Raw genomic sequence first — 18,621 nt, forward strand, 5'->3', positions numbered from 1 at the left:
GTGGGGGTCGCTTGGGATGATTCCGCTTGGGAGGACTACCTGTGGTGGCAGGCGAACGACCGCAAGGTCCTTAAACGCATCAACCTCCTGCTGCGCGACATCCACCGGTCGGGTCATGACGGGATAGGGAAGCCTGAGCCCCTGCGATTCCAGTTGTCCGGGTACTGGTCGAGACGCATCACCAGTGAGCACCGGCTCGTCTACCGCGTCGACGAGGATGGGAACATCCACGTCATCGCCTGCCGCCACCACTACGGCGAGTGAGGCTGCCGCTCGCTTCCCCAGCCCTGCCGTTTCCCCGCGCATTGGCCGTTCCGTCCAAGACGGGGCCGGGGACTCCATCGGCCTCCACTGCCGCCTCCGCCGCCTCGCTGAGACGGCGGATGACGGAGTCCCGGTCCTGGAGCCACTCCGGCAACCAGACCCGCTCAACGTGGGGCCAGTGCATTATGTGCGCGAGCACCCGCGTGGGCATGACGTCCCGGTCATAGGCAGTGCGGCGGCGGTGCCAGCCCTCGCCGTCAAGCAGAACAGCAACACGCGGAGTATCGGGTTCGTCTTGACTGGCGAGGACCAGGTCGACTCTGAAGTCGGACAGGCCGACGTCGGTGCGTACGCTCAGGCCGCGCTCGCGCAGGGCCCGGGCGATCTCCTCGCGGTGTCCGTCGGGGAGCGCCGGTCGTGTGGAGTGGACTGGGAGTGCGGCCGTACCGTGCTGAGCGAGCAGCAGGTAACTCTTGAGATCGTGCAGACCAACGGAGGCGCTGCGCTCCGCCTGGAGCCGGGCCGGGTCGAAGGAGCAGAAGAGGATAACCTGCTGGCGGGCGCGCGTGATGGCGACGTTGAGCCTCCGTTCGCCGCCCTGCCGGTTGAGGGGGCCGAAGTTGAGCGGTATCTGCCCGTCCTCCCTCGCTGAGAAGGCCACGGAGAAGAGGATCGTGTCGCGCTCGTCGCCCTGAACGTTCTCGAGGTTCTTAATGAACACGCCATCGTCGGCGTCCAGTGAGGCCGTGATCTGCGGGTCGTCCAACGCGCGCAGTTTCGTCTCGATGAGGTCGCGCTGCTGGATATTGAAGGTCACCACGCCGACCGACGGCCCCCCGGGGCCATGGCCCCCCTCGGTGAAGCGGCGGCGGATCTCCTCGACGATCGCCTCAGCCTCAGCCGGGTTGGTGCGATAGGTCCTGCGCGGCCGGCCGCGTGGCACCGAACGCACGAAGTACCCCTCGACCCGCCGCAGGTTGATGCCAAAACCGTCGACGCCATCGTCGCGCTCCATGATCACAGGGCTCGGGAAGGAGGACAGCCTGCCCTGGTAGTAGGCCGCGTTGGAGAAGGCGATGAGGGACTCGACCCGGCTGCGATAGTGCCAGGACAGCCACAGGCGCGGTACGTGGGCGGCGACGCACTCGCTGAGGATGGACTCCTCGTCAATGAGATCGTCCTCGGCGTCCTCGTCACGGGAGAGTTGCGCGAAGGAAGTCGGCGGCATCTGCTTGGAATCGCCGCACACAATGACCGAGCGGCCTCGGCCCATGGCGCCGACAGCGGCGGCGACGGTGATCTGCGAGGCCTCGTCGAAGACGACCATGTCGAAGTGCTGCCGATCGGGCGGGAAGAAGCGCGCCACGGAGTCGGGGGAGACGAGCACGCAGGGCGTGAGCGCAGTGATGAGATCACCGAACTCGTTGACGAGGTCGCGTATCTTGCGCTTCTTGCGCTTGCGCTCCAGGGCGGCGCGCAGATTGGCCAGGCGGAGCCTGTCTCCCGCGATCGCATGGTGACGTGCCACGAGGGCGTCCTTGATGAGGGCCTCCGGCAGCATTGTGCGGATATCCTCGAGCACCTTGGCATAGTCCGCGACGGTCTTGTTGAGCCGCTCCGCGGAGAAGGAGTCAAAGCGCCCGCGCTGGCCCTGGAGTTCCAGGGTAGCGTTCACGATCCCGATATCGAGGGCCTGCGAGGTGTCGGTGGCGCGCACCTCCCCGCCGAGCAGCTGGTCCAGGCAGGAGCCGAGCCCGAGCCGGTGGAACGTAGTGCCGTGGGCGAGGAAATCGCTCCAGGCCCGCAGCACCCTCTCGCGACGCGCGGCGGGGTAGGTGAGGAGTTCGTCGACAGCCTCGGGGCGCACGCCGATCCGCTTCAGCTCGGCAAGACCGCGGCGGGCCCGGGAGTAGGAGCGCAGCCACTGGGCGACGGAGGTGCGATCGGGTCGTGCGAGGAGTGCGTCGATGGCGGCGCGAACCTGGGCGTGCTGCCCGGCCACGGCGAGGTTCGCACGCTCGAGGAGCTGTCGAAGATGCATCGTGGACAGCGAGACTGCGTGCTGGTCAAAAGGACTCCAACTGCGCGTGGTCGAAGCCGTTGAGGGCAGGAGGGCCGCGTGCGCTTGACGCAACTGGTCGCGGCGGGCCGCCAGCGCGGTGAGTTCATCGACGACGGTGAGCAGCGCGCCACTGTTCTCCGGCATGGGGTTGCCGGTGCGGTGGCCGGCCAGTGGGGCGAGGGCCTTCTCCGCCTTCCTCGCCCTGCCGAAGAGGGCGTGCTTGGCGTCGATGAGCGTCTCGCGGACCATCATGAGCGGAGCATCGAGGACGGACTCGCGGTAGTAGGCGAATGCCGGGTGAGGCGCCGCACACTCGGCATCCAGTTGCTCCAGCAGCCACCGGGCGTCGCGCACCCAGGCGGGATCCGCGAGGTGGTTGAGGGTCGGAGCATCAAGGACAGTGTCCGCCAGAATGAGAGCCGCGGTTTCGAGCTGCTCGTCGGGGATGGCACCGGCCAAGGCCAGAAGCTCATCATCGCCCGACGCCTTGATGGCGTCCCACGTGTTCAACCGGGTGAGGACTCCGGTCAGGCCCGGCGCGTCAAGACCTCTGGTGACAACCGGGTCCGAGCCGAGGAGGACGTCGCCGTACTCCTCGACGCACGCCCCGAGGACTGGCGCGCTCGCGCGCAGGGCGCGGACGTCGTCTTCGGAGAGGGCGTCGAGCTGGGCCGGGGTGATCGTGAAGGGATCGACGTCCAGATCCGAGTAGGCGATCTGCTCGGCGCGCGCCCGGTAGAAGGACGTTCCGGCAGGTCCGTGGCGGTGCAATGAGGAGCGGTACTCCGCCAGGCGCGCACGGCCTGTTTCCGCGAATGCCCAACGCGATTGGAGCCTGGCGTCGTCCGGGTGGGCCTCAAGGTCCATCGCCGCGATGATCTTCCGCCTCACGGCATCCGGGGACTGCTTGCGGTCGTGAAGGTCGAGGACCAGCCCGCCAACGCCCACCTCCCGCAGGCGCCGCGCGACGACCTCGAGGGCGGCCTGCTTCTCGGCGACGAAGAGGACTTTCTTGCCGTTGGCGACGGCGCTGACGATCACGTTCGTGATCGTCTGCGACTTCCCCGTTCCAGGAGGCCCTTCGACGACAATCGTCCGGCCGGCCAAAGCCTGCGCAACGACCTCCGTCTGGGATGCGTCCGCGGGGACGGGCAAGCGCGGCAGGAGACGTTCCAGGTCCGTCACCGGTGCACCGATGTGAGGGTCGGCGAACTCCTGGTCCGGAGTATTGATGAGATGTCGCACCAGCGGGTTGCGCGCAATATCCTGCCAGGACTCCTCAAGGTCCTTCCACAAACGGAAGGTGCCGAACTGGAAGAGCCCGAGGTAGGTCGTGGTCTCGACGTGGAAAGGCAGGCGGTTCTCGGCGAGGACTGTGCGTACGACGTCGAAAAGAGCCGGAAGGTCGAGGCCGGCATCGTCCTCCGCGGGCTCGCTCAACTCGGTGAGGTCAAGGCCGAGATCGACCCGCAACCGTTCGATGAGGGAGTAGTTCGGCGTCGTCGTGCCCGAGGGGTCGATTCGCAGGCGGAAAAGGCTGCGCGCAGAGCGCCGTTCGAGATCAACGGGGATGAAGACGAGGGGCGAACGGATCGTCTTGCCCTTGGTCTGCCAGACGAGGGAGCCGAGCGCGAGGTAGAGGTTGTTGGCGCCGGTTTCCTCGGTCAGGGTGCGCGCGTTGGAGCGCAGGCGCCGCAGAACCCCATCGTAATCCTCATCCTTGAGGTCCACCTCCACCTCGCGGTGATCGCCGAGCAGGGGGGCGAGGCGCGGTGGGTCGAGCTCGTCGCGGAACAGGGCGCCGGTGCGGCGGGCGGCGGAGGCGCGCTCACCGGCGGCCCGCAGGGTGATCGCACGCCCGGTGTTGACGAGGTCCTCGAAGGTGCCGATGACGGCCTCGGGGATAGCCAACTCAACGATCTTGTGGGTCCGGATTGCGTTATCGGAGCAGTCGATGAGCCGGTTGCGCAGGCTGAGGTCGAGCAGCTGCGCCTTCCAGGCCTCGACGCGCTCCGGGGCTTTGCTGCGCCTCGGGCGGGGGCGGGCCGCCTCCAGGAGCTCGTCGGGCAAGACAATAGTATTCGGGCGCGGCGCGGCGATGTAGGTGCTCTCGACAACCTCGCCGTCCTCATTGCGGCTGCGCAACGGCATCGGCAGTATGCCGCTCTGGCGAGCCTCACGCACAGGAATAATGACGTCGATCTCAGAGGCATCAACGCCGATACGGTTGCGGGCCGCCTGGTGCATCTGCTCAGGGGACTGGCCGGCGTCACCGGTGAGAAGAGTGGTCTCGACCAGGCCGATCTCACCGCGGTCGATCTGGTTGAGCAGTTCCCACCCGGGCATTGTCAGGTCTTCGGAGATGTGGTTCTTGGTGCGCCAATAGCCGAGGAGGGAGTGACCGGGCAGGAGGATGATCAGTGGTTCGATATCGAGGTACTCCAGAGCGCTGGCCATGAGTACGGTGGTGTCCAGGCACGTGCCCAGACGGTGGTCGAGAACGTCCTCCGCGGTGCGGATGCGCTGCCCGCTCTCCGCCCAACTGGTCGGGGGCATCGCATAAGCAACCGACTCCTCCTGGATCGCACTGCACACGGCCCCGACGATCTCCGTGACACGCTCCGGCCCTGATTCGTAGCCATCAAGGGACGTGGATCCGGTGACGGCCCCCAGCAACTGCGCGGCCCGCGAGCACAGGGGTGCGAGACGCGGCTGCTGAGGCTGGACGAAGGTGACGAGCGCCGCAGCCGCATCAGAGGGCAGGCCGCGCATCACCCACTGCCTCGGGGACAGGACGACCGGGCCGTCGAGGTAGACATCGCGCTGCGCCCCGGCCGTCTCCAGGCGCACGTGAAGTCGGGAGGCGCTCTGGGTGTCGAGTTGGAGGAGGGCTGAGCGCTCGGGAACAAGAGTGACCGCAAGGTCCTGGCCGTCGGGGTCGAGGCTGGACAGGAAGATCGGCTCCGCACTGGCCACGCCCACTGCGTCCACCTCCACGCCCACCGTCAGCCGAAGGTCTCCTATGGGCGACCGCTGATCCGGCAGGTCGGCGGGGAGACGCGTGTCCTGCACTGGGCGCAGCCTGATAGTGCTGGCGAGCCGCCGCCCCGCAACCGAGTGCGCATAGGAGAGCACCGCAGGCATGTCGGCGGCGATATCGAGATCGTCGAGTTCTGCTCCTGTCGGGGCCTCCACGGCTCCGACCGCACCCGCGACATGAGTCGAGGTGGCGAGCGGGGTCGTGGCGGGGCCAGTAGCGAGCGGCTGTGGAGCTACGTCGGGCTCGGAACCCGGAAGGAGCTGTCGGTCATCGGGCACGGGGGGATCCTTGCGCTCAAGGGATGGACGCGCATAGTTTTCCACGAGTACAGGACCGAGGAGGGCACGTGTCCGATGCCACCCGGCCGCGAACTCATCGTCATCACCATCACCCGGGCAATGCCCCGCTTCCGGCGTGGAAGACTGACCCCATGAGTGCGCTCAAGTCCTTGACACGCCGCAGGCTGCTGACGGCCTGCCTCGCTGGGGCCGGTGGCGCCGCCCTCCTGGCCGCCTGCTCGCGCGCCCCGGGCGACGGGCCCTCGTCCACGCCCGACGCCCGCTCGCAGCGCCTGTCCTCGCTGGCCGCCGGTTTGGTGGAGGATATGGCGGCCGGTGACTTCGCCTCGACGATTGCCCTGGCCGATGCCGCGGTGAGCGCTTCCCTGGATGAGGCGGGCCTCCAGTCCGCGTGGGAGCAGGCCGTGGCGGGCAAGGGTTCCTACCGTTCGATCGCCGGCACCGCCGCTGAGCCCATGGGAGGGTCCGTCGTCGTCATCGTCGTCGCGGACTTCGACTCCGGCCGGGTCACGGCCCAGATCAGCTTCGATGAGGAGGACAGGATCAACGGCCTCTACCTGCGCGACGCCACGCAGGCCGACCTGGCTCGTATCGCCGCGGGCGCAGCCGCCTCAACGACCCCGCCCTCGACCGGCGAGCACAGCATCGACCATGTGGTCCAGGTCGGTGGGCACCAGCTCACGGGCCTGCTCGTCACGCCCGCAACGGGCATTGAGGCTCGCGACATCGTCGTCCTCCTCGTGGCCGGCTCGGGTCCGCAGGACATGGATGAGACGATCGGGGCGGCCGCCAACAAGCCCTTGCGGGACCTGGCCGACGGCCTGGCCGCTCGCGGCATCAGCTCGCTGCGCTACCACAAGCGCTACTACCAGGATCCAGGAGCCGATGACGGTCAGTGGACCCTGGGCACCGAGGTGCTCGACGACGTCGCCTCGGCCATTGCGTTGCTGCGCTCCAGCAGCCACGTCGCCGGCTACAGGATCGTCGTGGCCGGGCACAGCCTGGGCGGCATGCTGCTCCCGCGCATCCTCGCCTCGGATCCCGGACTCGCCGCAGGAGTGGCGCTGGCCGGCAGTCCGCGCAGTCTCTTCGACATCATCGCCGACCAGCGCGCCGCCCAGATCTCCGCCTCGGGCGTGAGCCAGGAGGAGCAGGACGCCGAACTCGCCGCCATGCGAGCCCAGGTCGAGGCCGCCAAGGCCATCACCGACCCCCAGGCCGAGCCGGTCATGGACATGCCGGCGAGCTACATCGCCAGCCTCAACGAGATGCACCAGGGGCTTGCCACCGATATCGCCGCCGTCGATGTCCCCTGGCTCATCCTCCAGGGCGCCGAGGATGCTCAGGTCGACCCCGCAGTGGACTACCCGGCGTGGCAGGAGGCCCTGGCTGGCAAGGACGCCCAGTTCCAGCTCTTCGACGGCCTCAACCACCTGTTCATGCCCACTGCCGGTGCCGGAGGCCCCCTCGACTATGACACGCCCAACACGCTGGCCGCCGAGGTGCCCGAGGCGATCGCCGTCTGGATGGACGACCACCTGGCCTGAGCGGCGAGGGCCCCACAGGGCGTGCGGCCGGACCGAGCGGGGTTACGGCACGCGCCGGGGGAGCGGTCCGCGAGGTGCTCTTGAACGAACCACCTGCGACTGTCCCCGACGGGCCGGCGCGAGGCGCCCAGGCACCTGTGAGCGGTGCCATGAGTGCCCCCGCCGGCCCCGGCTGCCCGGCAGCACTCGCCCTTAGCGACGGTGCGGGGGCCGATGCCCGCGACCGCGTCGGCCAGGCGCCGTCGTCGGCTCCGTGAGGGCGTCCCACCTGAACAGGCGCGCCCCCAGCGCCCCGAAGACAACGGTCATGCCCACGAGCACAGCCAGGGGCGCAAGGACCTCCGACCAGCCCGAGCCGTTCCACACCCCCTGGACCAGCAGGACCATCTGGCGCAGCGGCGAGAGGGCTACGGCCCGCCGGACCCCTGGTGACAGGGCGCTCATGGGGACGAACGCGCCACTGGTCAGCATGAGCACGATCATGAGGCCGTTGCCGATGCCCGTGGCGGCGTTGGCGGAGGGGTAGACCGCCGCCAGGGTGTAGCCGAGCGCCAGGAAGGCGACGAGCCCCAGCGCGGCAGCGGCCAGGACCAGTACCGGGCTGCCCTGCAACCGCACGCCGAAGCCGACCGTCCCCACCAGGAGGGCCAGGACGATCCCCGCCATACCGGTCAGGACGTTGACGGTGATGTCGGCTGCCACGTAGGTCCTCGGTCGCAGCGGTGTGGCCCGCATGCGGGTCAGGGCCCCGCTCTCACGCAGCTGCAGCTGGTTGACCGGCAGGATCATGATCCCCATGACCGCTACCACGAGCGCCGCGTAGGCGGGCAGGGTGGCCTCCACGAAGCCGCGCCCACCGAACTGGGGGTTGGGGTCGTTGCCGAAGATCAGCCCGAGGACGATGACCAGCATGGGGGCGAAGACGATGGAGAAGAACAGGCTCACCGGCTCGCGCAGGGACGAGCGGGCGAGCATGACGACCAGTGTCCGGTAGGTGCGCATTAGTGTGCCTCTCTCAGGGCGCGTCCGGTGAGGTTGAGGAAGACGTCCTCCAGGCCGGGTGAGCTGGTGGACATGCTCGTGACGCCGACGCCCGTCTCAGTCAGGTGCGCCAGCGCGTTCTGGACGAAGGCGCCGCTACCGCGCACCACCGTGGCCGCGCCGTCGGCCTCCACCGAGGAGACGTGCTCGACGGTGGCGAGGGAGCCCGGCGCCGGCCTGTCCAGTGAGAGCCGCAGGCAGGTGTCCCCGCCGTGGGCGGCGATGAGGGCCGGGACGGTGTCACAGGCGATCAGCCGTCCGTGGTCGATAATGGCCACCCGATCGCACAGGGCCTCGGCCTCCTCCATGTAGTGGGTGGTCAGCACCACTGTCTTGCCGCGTCCACGGATGTCGCGGACCACATCCCACATGGCCAGGCGCGCCTGCGGGTCGAGCGCCGTGGTGAGTTCGTCGAGGAAGAGGAGCTCGGGGTCGTGGATGAGGGCCAGGGCGATGAACACTCGCTGGCGCTCACCCCCGGACAGCTTGGTCACGTATGACTTCTCCTTGGCGGCAATGCCAAGCCGCTCCAGGAGTGGGCGCCATGGCAGGCAGTGCTCGTAGAAGGTGGAGAAGAGCTCGAGCGCCTCGCCGACCTTCAGGCGGGGTGGGAGCGCGGCCTGCTGGAGCTGGATGCCGGTGCGCTTCACCAGGGTGCGCGCATCCCTGATCGGGTGCAGGCCCAGAACCTCAATGGTCCCGGACGTGGGGCTGCGCAGGCCCTCGAGGCAGCTCAGGAGCGTGGTCTTGCCCGCGCCGTTGGGGCCGATGACGCCGAAGACCTCGTTGTTCTCCACCTCCAGGCTCACCGTGTCCACGGCGGTGAGGGTGCCGAAGCGGTGGGTGACTTCCCGGCATGAGATGGCGCTCACGGCTCCTCCTCGGGACGCGGCGGGGCGGGTGGCCGGGAGTGGCCGCCCAGGGCCCTGGCCATGAGGTCCTGGATGAGGTCCTGGTGGGCGATGGTGACGCCCTGATCGGCGTCGGCCAGGAGAAGGGCGCTGTCGCCGGGTCGGAGCCCGACCAGGTCGCGGGCGGCCTTGGGGATGACGATCTGGCCCTTGGGGCCGAGGGTAATGGTGGAGGCGAACTTCTCTGGCGAGAGTAACGGTGGTGCGCTCATGCTCACAGGTTACATGAGTAGGAAAAGTATGACAAGTGTGAACTTAAGGAAAGTTAAGACGGTAGGAGAGGTGTGCGGTACGTGGCGGGCGCCACCAGGCGGCGTTGGAGCGCGACAGTCTTGGCCGCGATGACCGTTCTCATCGCCTCCGGGCTCGCCGCGCCGATGGCGATGAGGCTGTCGGCGCGGCGGGTGACGCCCTGGCGGGGGTGGCCCTCAGGGCTCTTCCTTGTGCGGCCTGCCGACCGTGTCCATGGTGCGGGCAATGACCTGGGCGGAGAGATCGGGCGGCATAATGGCGATGCCGCGCTCAGTGTCGGCCAGAAGGAGGACTGTGTCCCCGGGCTTGATGCCGAACAGATCTCGGGCACCTTTGGGGATGACGATCTGCCCCTTCTCTCCCAGGGTGACGGTGGCGGCGAACTTCCCCGGCGGCGGGGTTCCCTTCAACGGATCCATGTGACCATAATACCGCAAGTACGACTAGTGTGACTAATAATACTAGTCGTACTAAAAGGACGTGAGGTGTTCGCGGGCGTTGCGGGCCGGGCGTTGCCCCGCAACGCCTCACACGCCCGCCGCCCCCTGCTCGACGGCGTCGAGATCATTGGGGGCCGACACCACCAGGGCCGCCGACGGCGTTGATGCCGTCGCCCTCGCCCACGGCGCCGACTCCGACAGTCGCGGGAGCCGGACTTTCTACCATTGGGGTGAGTGGCCGGGAGGCGACCGGGTGATGGCTGATCAGCAGGTGGCGAAGGCCGGTTCACTTGTTCACTTGGGCAAGCCCGCGCCCAGTGCCCGAGTGTCCAGGTCGCCACTACCGACGGCATGCTGGTGGCCGGCTCCAATTGCGAAAGGGGTTCAACAGGGCCGTGTCATCCACACGCGCAGCCATCGATCACTCCAAGGTTACTTCGGCGGAGGTGCTGTGATCGGTTAGCTGGGGCTGATTCGGTGGTCGGCTCTGCCGTACTTTTCGCGCAGTTCGCTGAGCCCTGGGCCGAAGGTGGCTTCGAGGGCCTGTTGGTGGGCCGCCAGCATTTCAAGTTTGTAGAGGTCGTGGATGATGAGCTCCGTGATGGGTACGGCCAACCCGGGATGACTCGTCCAAGCGGCACGGCTCATGCTGCCCGCTGAGACGTTGCCCGCCACGATTTCATGGTCGTCAACGCTGACCACCAACCAACGGCCACCGAGCCCACGGGTCACTTCGTCTGTGGACGGGTGGAGGTGAACGTCCGCGAAAGCGTAGCCGGGGTCACCGTAGGCGACGACGGTGATCTTGACTCCCCGCTGGGAAGCAGCGAGCAGCGCATCGTGCAGTTCGGGGGCGTCTGCCTGCCATATCTCAACCAGCACGCTGCGGCGGGCGGACCCGACTAGTTGTCGGGCGCGTTGCACGATGGCGCTGCGGCCCTTGATGTCCCAGATGACGGCGTTCGCGTCGACGGTCTCGGCGTACTGCGCCAGCGCTTGGTCGGCGTCGTCCAGCTTCTGGGAGAAGTCCTCACGCAACCGAGCAACCAGTTCCTTGGGCGGCAGCGCCCCGTACAACGTGGGTTCGCCCCTGGCCAGGTGGACGACTCCCTTGTCCACCAGTGATGCCAGTACCTCGTAAACCTTGGCGCGGGGGACACCGGAGTTCTTGGCCACGGCGTAGCCGGACAGGGGGGCCTCGTCCAGCAGGGCAAGGTATGCCTTGGCCTCCCACTCGGTCATCCCGAGAGCCTGCAGGTGTTCAGCGGTGCTTGCCATGCCGCGTGGTCATCTCCACATCCTCGATGAGCATCCTCAATGAGCGCCGCGCTGCGGCCCCGACAGCCTTGACAGTAGCAGGTGCCCAACCTCTAACCTAGACGTAACCACTACAGTGGCTACGCACCGTATACGCTTCGGGAGACGAGATGCGATGAGCGTGACGAAGGGTGTTGCCCGTCCAATCCGAACGGCGTGACCGGACTCGTCGTGATCACCGGCATTAGTCACAGCAGTCACAGCATTCGCCGCGACCAACAGCCCATCCAGCAGCAGAAAGACAACCAGGCCCAATGACTCAACCTGCATTCAAACTCGCCGTCGTGGTCGACAACACCCTGCCGGCCGGCCTGGCCGCCAACGCGGCGGCCGTCATGACCCTCACCCTCGGACACCTGCACGGCGACCGCCTGATCGGCCCAGACCTCACCGACCGGAGCAACACCGTTCATCCCGGGATCACGACCGTCCCCATCCCCATCCTCACCGCAGACCCCGAGCGCATCAAACAGATCAAGGAGGCTGCAGACACCGGCAACACCGCCGACACGACGGTCATCGACTTCACCGACTGCGCACTGCAAACCCGGACCTATGACGACTACGCCACCCGCCTGCGAGCCACCAGTCACGACCAACTCACCTACCACGCCATCGCCATCTGCGGCCCCCGAAAAGGCGTCCAACGCCTCACCGGCAGCCTCCCCCTTCTGCGGTAAAGGTGGACTCACAGCCACCAGTGTCTCGGTCATGACGACCCTCCTGCCCCAACCGGGGCGATAGGGCCACTTACACCGTTAACGCGATAGACCCGCAGGTCCCCGATCGGGACGATCGGTCCTTTGCCAGGGTGCGGTAGTACCTGGCTCGGATGGCCGGCGGGGTGCATGCTTGAGGCGATAGAGGCGATAGGAGACGGTGCCGGCAGGCGCATCCGGGCAGGGCCCCGTCCAGCGATGTGGAGTTGTGTCATGACAGCTGTTCTTGTGATTGGAGCCACCGGCCAGGTCGGCCGCCTGGTCGTGGAGGAAGCCCTTGGGCGCGGACTGAGCGTGCGAGCCCAGAGCCGGGACGCCGGGCGGGCCCGGCGCTCGCTGCCCAGCGAGGTGGAGGTGGTCGAAGCTGATCCCGGCTCCGCTGAGGCGCTGCGTCCCCTGGTGCAGGGGATCGACGTCGTCGTTCTCACCCATGGCGGGGACGTGGACGGCCGTGGGGGAGTGAGCTTCTACGAGACGGTCCGGGCGCTCCTGGATGCCCGGGCGGACGGCAGGACCCACATCAGCCTCATGACCGCCATGGGCACGAGCCGTTCGACCGGGCCGAGCCGCTATGAATTCGTGGAGTGGAAGCGGCGCGCTGAGCGTCTTCTGCGTGTCAGCGGCCGCCCGTACACGATCGTGCGGCCCGGCTGGTTCGACTATCAGGGGCCCCGGGATCAGCGGATCGATCTGCGTCAGGGCGATCTCGTCACCGGGCGGCCCGGCGTGGACCGCCACCACATTGCCCAGATCCTCCTGGAGGGCGCGACCGTCCCCTCCGGGGCGGGGCGCACCGTCGAGGTCTTCAGCGCGGCCGGCGATCCCGTCACCGACTTCGAGGCGCTTTTCGCCGCCACGCGCGCGGATGAGCCCGGGGCGCTCGACGGGGTGCTGGACACCGGCAACGTCCCCCTGGGTGAGGAGCCGGCATTCGTCCAGGCCGACGTCGCGCGGCTGCGCGGGTGAGCGAGGATACGATGGCACAGGCGGTGAGGCCCGAGCGCCCCGCGCACAAGGACATCTGGGACCGGCTGCGCGACGGCGACGACGTCACGATCCTCAACTGCCATCCCGTGTCCGTGGGACGTGGTGTGTGGATCGGGGCGGGCGCTTCCATTATGCCGGGCGTCACCGTCGGGGACGATGCCGTCATTGCCGGCGGGGCGGTGGTCACCAAGGACGTCCCGGCCCACGCCGTCGTCGCCGGGGTACCGGCCCGGGTCATTCGCGAGAAAGACGTCGGCGGCGCCAGGACGACGCCGACTGAGAAGAAGGACGCCGTGTGCGAGACCAGGCTCCGTCAGAGATCTCGCCGGCCGAGAAAGGGGGCGAAATCGGGGAAGTCATAGCACCAGCCGGTGTGCAGCACGCGACGAGGCCGAGGACCGCGAAGTTCGCTACGCTGCCCGACCCCACCAGTGCTCGTGCGTCGCCCTCCTTGTCGACTCCCGCGCCTGCGACAATCGAACCTGGGACAGTCCACAGCGGGAGCCAAGTGGCAAAGCGAGCCGCACAGGCCAATGTAGCGCCCAATCTCACTGCGGTCGTCACCTGACCCGTGATGAGGGCCGCCTCTGCGGAGCCCAAGACGAAGGTGAGGAGCAAGACGGGCACGAGGAGCTGCAACAGGACAACGCGCACGTTCGGTTCCCTCACGAGTTTCGCCGAGGATCCGGGCCAATGCCCAGATCCCCAGCCACCCGACCGGCTGCCGTCCCAGAACGATAAGGGCCTACCGGGCCTGCCGACACCATCCCAGGCGGCGGCTCACGCCGTCCCATCGGACACTCCTCAAATCCTGAAACAGTGATCCGTCCTGCATTCACCGCTTCCATCAAGCCCGGGTTTGACATAATGTCGACGACTCGACCGCTCACTCCAGAACGCGTCGAACGCGAAACGCTGGGATGTGAAATCGAAGCTTGGCGCGCATCCAAACAACAGCCGAAAAAGATCTGACATCTCCTTGCGTAAAGCATTATCGCATGAGGTCGGAGTCATTACCACCGAATCAACGTGAGGCCGACGGACATGCCGCCACCGAAACCCGCCATTAGGACCAGATCGCCGGAAGCGATGTGATTTCTACGTCGCACATAGTCGAGCGTTAAAGGAATCGATGCAGATCCCGTATTTGCATACTGGTCAACAATAAGGTGTTGTGTGAGATTGCAGAACTGCATGGCATCGACCAGTTCCTGTAGCATGACACCGTTTGCCTGGTGAGGAATGAGATGACGAACCTCGTCGGGGACAATTCCCACCTCGGAGAGAAAAGAACGGATGACCTTGGGAAGCATCGTCGTCACGAATGCTCGCACGCTACGGCCATCCATCTGAAAATAGCGACGCTCGTCGTTGGCGTCGGTTCCGAAGGGCAACCTGGACCCTCCCATCGGGACCCGTATGACGCCTGATAAACGACCATAGGTGCACAGTTTTCCAGCGATGACTGTCGGAGCATTACCACTTCGAGAGGATCCCAACACGACCGCTCCAGCGCCATCACCAAAGAGAATCACAGTTCGACGATCAAGAGGATTGAGGATGCGGGAATACACGTCCGCACCGATAACCAAGGAGTATCCGTGATTGATCGAGTTCAACTGTGCTACCGTATTGAAAGCGAACTCGAAGCCGCTACACACCGAATTAAGATCATATCCCGCAGCGTTCTCTGCGTGGATCATGTCCTGGACGATCGCGGCTGTGGGAGGCTGGGAATGGTCCGGAGTCGATGTGGCGACTACAAGATGTGAGATCTCCGAAGCAGCGACACCAGCGTCAGCTAACGCCTCCGATGCCGCCCGCGCCGCGAGATCACTGGTAGCTGTGGCCGGATCGGCCCAACGCCTCGAAACGATCCCTGCCTTGCGGCGAATCCAGGCATCATCGACGCCCGCTGGATAACCGACCTCCTCGTTAGATACAGTCCGCTCAGGTACAAACGCCCCCGTCCCGATTATCTGCACGCTCCGAGGCCGCATCGCCGCCGTCCTGAACGGAAGCGTAAGGCCAGGAATGATATTGCTTGACACCCCAGCGGATCCCACGCATTTGCTTGCATTGCTAATGTCCATGCTCGCGCTTACTTGCAATCAGCCTCAATCGTGCCGCGCTCAGCGAGCGCATCACGGAGAACACTGAGTCCGTTCAGCGCGGCAGGGAAACCCGCGTACACGGCCATCTGGATGACGAGCTCCACAAGCTTCTCGTCGGTTCCGCCAACGTTGAGGTAGCCCCGCATGTGCAAACGGAGCTGTGGCACACAAGTGCCCAGCGCAATACACGCCGCTACGGTGACCAACTCTCGTTCCTGTAGCCTTAGGCCGGGCCTTGCGTAGACGTCACCGAACGAGTACTCGATGATGAATCGTCCCAGATCCGGCGCGATGTCGGCCAAGGACGCGACAACCGCGTTACCATCTGCTCCATCAATCTTTCGCAAGAGCTCCGAGCCTGTCTCGAAACGGGACGAAGCGTCGGTCTGGTGATGCCTAGCCACCGGACTTACACCTTCAGCAGCGAAAACCTCACGTGCTGCGGCGACTGCATTGAGAGCAGCCGGGAACCCCGCGTAGATGGAGATATGTACGAATGCCTCAACCACTTGTTCCGGTGTGCAACCTACGTTCAGAGCACCTTTGATGTGAAAGCGCAGTTGTCCGGGTGCGTTGCCCAGCGCGGCGAGCGCTGCGATCGTCGCCAGCTGACGTTCTGGTCTGGAGAGACCCGGCCGGTCGAAGACGTCGGCATACCCAAACTCGACAACAAATCTTGCGAGGTCTGGACAAAAGTCAGCAACGCTGTCGAGAATCGAACCGTCCGGATTTCCTTCAACCTCGGCAAGGACTAGCTTGCCCCGCGCGTACCTATTCTGCTGTGCCATTGCGTATCGGTTCCTTTCATCAGCATTGTTGTCTATTGTCTCCGTGATGCGACAGGAAAGTCGGGATCCGATCCGAGGCTTCCAGCCTCGGCCCAACGATTTCGCGGGATCTCCTGAATATAGACCGTTATCTTATCCAGAGGTACCCCAGTCACTTCCTTCATGGTTTGCGTTAGCGCAACCATGAGCTCGCGGGCCTCTTCATCGGTCTGTCCATCCCAAGTGGTGACATTTAAGATCGGCATGGCATCCTTTCGTCAGGGGTTGATATCAAAGAAGGTATTGTCTTTGATCTTTAGTTGTGCGTGGACGTCTCCTCCGAGCCCGAAACTGCCGATAGCGCCAGCATGGCTGCGCTGCTCGGACATCCAAAGAACTACGACATTCACAACTCGGTTTCCTCCCCTCGGGAACGGGCACGGAAGCTGCGCGCTATAATGGCCAGTTCCGGCTTCGTTTGAGATGAACACATTGGGGATTCCTAGTGGCCCGGGTCGGGTCGGATTTTTGGGCCTAAGATCCCAGGCTTTCAACGTCATGACTGTATACAAACTATTCGGAAGCAGTCCATCCATGTTGAGCTCAAACTCTGCTGCCGGACAGCCGGGGCTCCATTGCACCAAGACTTCTCCTTTCGCCTGTAACCACGTCTGGAGTGTGATAGGAGGAAGCCGCTTTGGGCCATCGATGGCGCGTTCGTCTGGGTAGGGGACCGCATGGAGCGGTATGCTCGGACGATGAGCAGCGTGTGCATTCGGATTTTGCTCCGGGGCGAATAGCATGTCGTAGTTGTTCGAGAGAAGAGGAAGCGGTAACGTGTGAAGAACAATCTTAGCCAGACTACGCTCGTCGTTTATGTCGAGTTCCTCAAGGATGTGGTAAGGCGCGTGTGATCCGAAATCTGGTGCCGGAGAGGGTGCCACAATCGCAGCGCCCCACTGAGCATCAACCCCGAGGGAAGTTTCACGATTAATTCTGCCGACCACTACGAAATTTCCGTGCTGGTCCATCGCTTCACTTGGCGGGTAGAAAGGCCCCTGAGTTGTAGGCGACAATTTGAAGGTTTTGGTAGGCACACGACATCCTTAATGGTTTCGACCTGATCCTAAATTCGGCTCAAGTGTAGCGATAATTGATATGAGACAGATTTCGACGCCCGTATGACGTGCCAATCGCGATCAACTCTAGTCATCGGAATGATGCTCCGCTCCGAATACACTTCAGGAATTTTGTTCCTTCCGCACATGAATAGGTTAGGAAGAGAGGCAGGGTCAGGCCTGGATCCGAGCTTTAGAAAAGCAGGCTACAAAAGCGTCAAAAAACTATCGATTATGATGCCGAACGTATCATAAAGGCAAGTACTCGAGCAAAGAGCAGGTAGTTTTCGCGACCGAAAGACGAATAATGTCTGAACAAACTCGATGCCGATACGTGAAAACTGCTTTGGTTGTTGGTGTTTGGACGCCCAATAGCCTGGCGGTCATCCGGAAAAAGGTCGAACTATAAGTACGGGTCCCGACCGACGTCCGATTACGATGGTGGTGATTCTGAAATGCGGGGTCTTTATGCAAGGCCGGCTGCCATCCCGCCGTCAACGAGAAAGGAACCGCCGGTGATATACGATGCATCACTCGAACAGAGGAATCGCACCATGGCAGCGACATCCTCCGGCCTCGCGAGTCTGCCCATTGGGATCCTGGACATGGTCTTCTCATTAATCTCGTTCGCGTCGGAAGTGCCGTATGCCGCAAGTTCCTCGCAAGTGTGCATCCACCGAGTGGTGGCGACAGGTCCCGGGTCAACAACATTAACGCGCACATTCGCACATGCGAGTTCTTTCGATGCTGCCTTGGCCAGGGCACCGAGAGCAGCGTTGATACTACTGCCAATTGGGAACATCGGCGACGGTTCCGCACGGAACAGTCCAGAAATTAGAACGATCGACCCCTCCTTCGCTGAACGCAACGACTCCTCGAAGGCCTTAATGAGACGCACGGCGCCCATGAACTTTCCTTCAAAGGCAGTCCGCCAATCAGCGTCAGTCGTATCCTTTACCGGCATGACGGGATGGTCGCCCGCGGCGTGAACGAGTGATCGTGGTGGACCGTGTCGTGTAGTTATGGCAACAGCCGCGTCGTTGACGGATTCGGAGGTATTGATATCAACTCTTTCAGTATCGACCCAGACTCCGGATCTGGAGACGCTCTGGAGTCGCCTAGCGAGTACGTCGAGAGTTTCCTGGTGGCGCCCCAACAGCACAACGGACGTCCCGTCGACGACGAACGACCTCGCGATAGCGCTGCCGATCCCGCCCGTGGCTCCTGATATCACCGCTGGTCCGTGCATATCAAATGCTCCTAACTAGACGGAAGATGCGAGTGTCTAAGCCCTGTTCGCCCCTGGTGATATATTTCGCTCCTGCTGCCTGGACGATTTGGCGGTATCTAGCTGAAGAGAAGACCTGGCGATAGTCGTTCAGGCTCCCATCAAATCCCGAGAGAAACAGAACGCCTGGATGCGTGGAGAACACCGTGTGGTAGGCGGAGAATGTCGACACTTCTGGTGCGGCTCGCACGACATCAAAGATTGTTCTGTTTCGCCACGCGCGGTAGTCGTCGTACTGTGGGGGTCGCACTTCGACACGCCGGAGTTCGAGGTTGGCTGTATCGGGTAGCGGCGTGTCGATCGGCTTCGGCTCTTCAATGTACGTGAGTATGGCCGGCTTTAAACAAGATCGTTGTCGGGCCGTATTGTTGGTAGGTGTTCGAAGTCGTAGTCGAAGGTGCGGCTGGTGATGTAGTCGGTGAACGCGGTGTAGGTCTGCTCGGGGGTGTCGTGTT

General features: G+C 64.6%; 16 protein-coding genes. 5 read left to right on the forward strand and 11 right to left on the reverse strand.

What is annotated here, in order from left to right:
- Positions 1–264 (forward strand): Txe/YoeB family addiction module toxin, encoded by a 264-nt coding sequence (locus EUC46_RS10990; protein ID WP_128774202.1) that lies wholly within the window; start codon positions 1–3, stop codon positions 262–264.
- Here EUC46_RS10990 and EUC46_RS10995 read toward each other — a convergent pair.
- A complete protein-coding gene (locus EUC46_RS10995) occupies positions 233–5,644 on the reverse strand; it encodes a DUF4011 domain-containing protein (RefSeq protein ID WP_128774203.1) in 5,412 nt (1,803 codons plus the stop codon). The genes EUC46_RS10990 and EUC46_RS10995 overlap by 32 nt on opposite strands.
- 152 nt (positions 5,645–5,796) lie before the next feature.
- Here EUC46_RS10995 and EUC46_RS11000 point away from each other — a divergent pair, with 152 nt between their 5' ends.
- The gene (locus EUC46_RS11000; protein ID WP_164918823.1) at positions 5,797–7,212 is read left to right on the forward strand and encodes an alpha/beta hydrolase; all 1,416 of its coding nucleotides are present in this window, start codon (positions 5,797–5,799) and stop codon (positions 7,210–7,212) included.
- 192 nt (positions 7,213–7,404) lie between these two features.
- Here EUC46_RS11000 and EUC46_RS11005 read toward each other — a convergent pair whose 3' ends face one another.
- From EUC46_RS11005 to EUC46_RS11025, 5 genes are all read right to left on the reverse strand, one after another.
- Positions 7,405–8,214: an ABC transporter permease gene (locus tag EUC46_RS11005; protein ID WP_128774205.1), complete on the reverse strand. Its 810-nt coding sequence runs from the start codon at positions 8,212–8,214 to the stop codon at positions 7,405–7,407.
- Positions 8,214–9,125 carry an ABC transporter ATP-binding protein gene (locus tag EUC46_RS11010; protein ID WP_128774206.1) on the reverse strand — a complete coding sequence of 304 codons (912 nt, stop codon included), beginning with the start codon at positions 9,123–9,125 and terminating at the stop codon, positions 8,214–8,216. Before EUC46_RS11010 ends, EUC46_RS11005 begins: the two co-directional genes overlap by 1 nt.
- Positions 9,122–9,376, reverse strand: a complete 255-nt coding sequence (locus EUC46_RS11015; RefSeq protein WP_128774207.1) for an AbrB/MazE/SpoVT family DNA-binding domain-containing protein — start codon at positions 9,374–9,376, stop codon at positions 9,122–9,124. Before EUC46_RS11015 ends, EUC46_RS11010 begins: the two co-directional genes overlap by 4 nt.
- 216 nt (positions 9,377–9,592) lie before the next feature.
- Positions 9,593–9,835 (reverse strand): AbrB/MazE/SpoVT family DNA-binding domain-containing protein, encoded by a 243-nt coding sequence (locus EUC46_RS11020; protein WP_128774208.1) that lies wholly within the window; start codon positions 9,833–9,835, stop codon positions 9,593–9,595.
- A 480-nt stretch (positions 9,836–10,315) separates the two neighbouring features.
- Entirely contained in the window at positions 10,316–11,134 is an 819-nt protein-coding gene (locus EUC46_RS11025) for a TrmB family transcriptional regulator (protein WP_128774209.1), read from the reverse strand.
- Between the two features lie 293 nt (positions 11,135–11,427).
- Here EUC46_RS11025 and EUC46_RS11030 point away from each other — a divergent pair, with 293 nt between their 5' ends.
- The 3 genes from EUC46_RS11030 to EUC46_RS13340 all read left to right on the forward strand — a co-directional run bounded on the left by EUC46_RS11030 (position 11,428) and on the right by EUC46_RS13340 (position 13,241).
- Positions 11,428–11,853, forward strand: a complete 426-nt coding sequence (locus EUC46_RS11030) for a DUF2000 domain-containing protein (protein WP_128774210.1) — start codon at positions 11,428–11,430, stop codon at positions 11,851–11,853.
- Positions 11,854–12,105: 252 nt separating this feature from the next.
- On the forward strand, positions 12,106–12,858 hold the full coding sequence (locus EUC46_RS11035) for an NAD(P)H-binding protein (protein ID WP_164918824.1): 753 nt from the start codon (positions 12,106–12,108) through the stop codon (positions 12,856–12,858).
- Positions 12,859–12,869: 11 nt separating this feature from the next.
- A complete protein-coding gene (locus EUC46_RS13340) occupies positions 12,870–13,241 on the forward strand; it encodes a DapH/DapD/GlmU-related protein (protein ID WP_128774212.1) in 372 nt (123 codons plus the stop codon).
- Positions 13,242–13,892: 651 nt separating this feature from the next.
- On the opposite strand, the gene EUC46_RS11045 is transcribed toward EUC46_RS13340, so the two are convergent.
- The 5 genes from EUC46_RS11045 to EUC46_RS11065 all read right to left on the reverse strand — a co-directional run bounded on the left by EUC46_RS11045 (position 13,893) and on the right by EUC46_RS11065 (position 18,127).
- The gene (locus tag EUC46_RS11045) at positions 13,893–14,972 is read right to left on the reverse strand and encodes a 3-oxoacyl-ACP synthase III family protein (RefSeq protein ID WP_206645979.1); all 1,080 of its coding nucleotides are present in this window, start codon (positions 14,970–14,972) and stop codon (positions 13,893–13,895) included.
- An 8-nt stretch (positions 14,973–14,980) separates the two neighbouring features.
- Positions 14,981–15,781, reverse strand: coding sequence for a carboxymuconolactone decarboxylase family protein (locus EUC46_RS11050; protein ID WP_128774213.1), 801 nt, complete (start codon positions 15,779–15,781; stop codon positions 14,981–14,983).
- Between the two features lie 32 nt (positions 15,782–15,813).
- Positions 15,814–16,026: a tautomerase family protein gene (locus EUC46_RS13485; protein WP_128774214.1), complete on the reverse strand. Its 213-nt coding sequence runs from the start codon at positions 16,024–16,026 to the stop codon at positions 15,814–15,816.
- Positions 16,027–16,038: 12 nt separating this feature from the next.
- Positions 16,039–16,857 carry a hypothetical protein gene (locus EUC46_RS11060; RefSeq protein ID WP_128774215.1) on the reverse strand — a complete coding sequence of 273 codons (819 nt, stop codon included), beginning with the start codon at positions 16,855–16,857 and terminating at the stop codon, positions 16,039–16,041.
- 487 nt (positions 16,858–17,344) lie between these two features.
- The gene (locus tag EUC46_RS11065) at positions 17,345–18,127 is read right to left on the reverse strand and encodes an SDR family oxidoreductase (protein WP_128774216.1); all 783 of its coding nucleotides are present in this window, start codon (positions 18,125–18,127) and stop codon (positions 17,345–17,347) included.
- Between the last annotated feature and the right edge of the window lie 494 nt (positions 18,128–18,621).

This window comes from Actinomyces oricola, assembly GCF_004104015.1.
In the GTDB taxonomy this organism is placed as follows: Bacteria; Actinomycetota; Actinomycetes; order Actinomycetales; family Actinomycetaceae; genus Actinomyces; species Actinomyces oricola.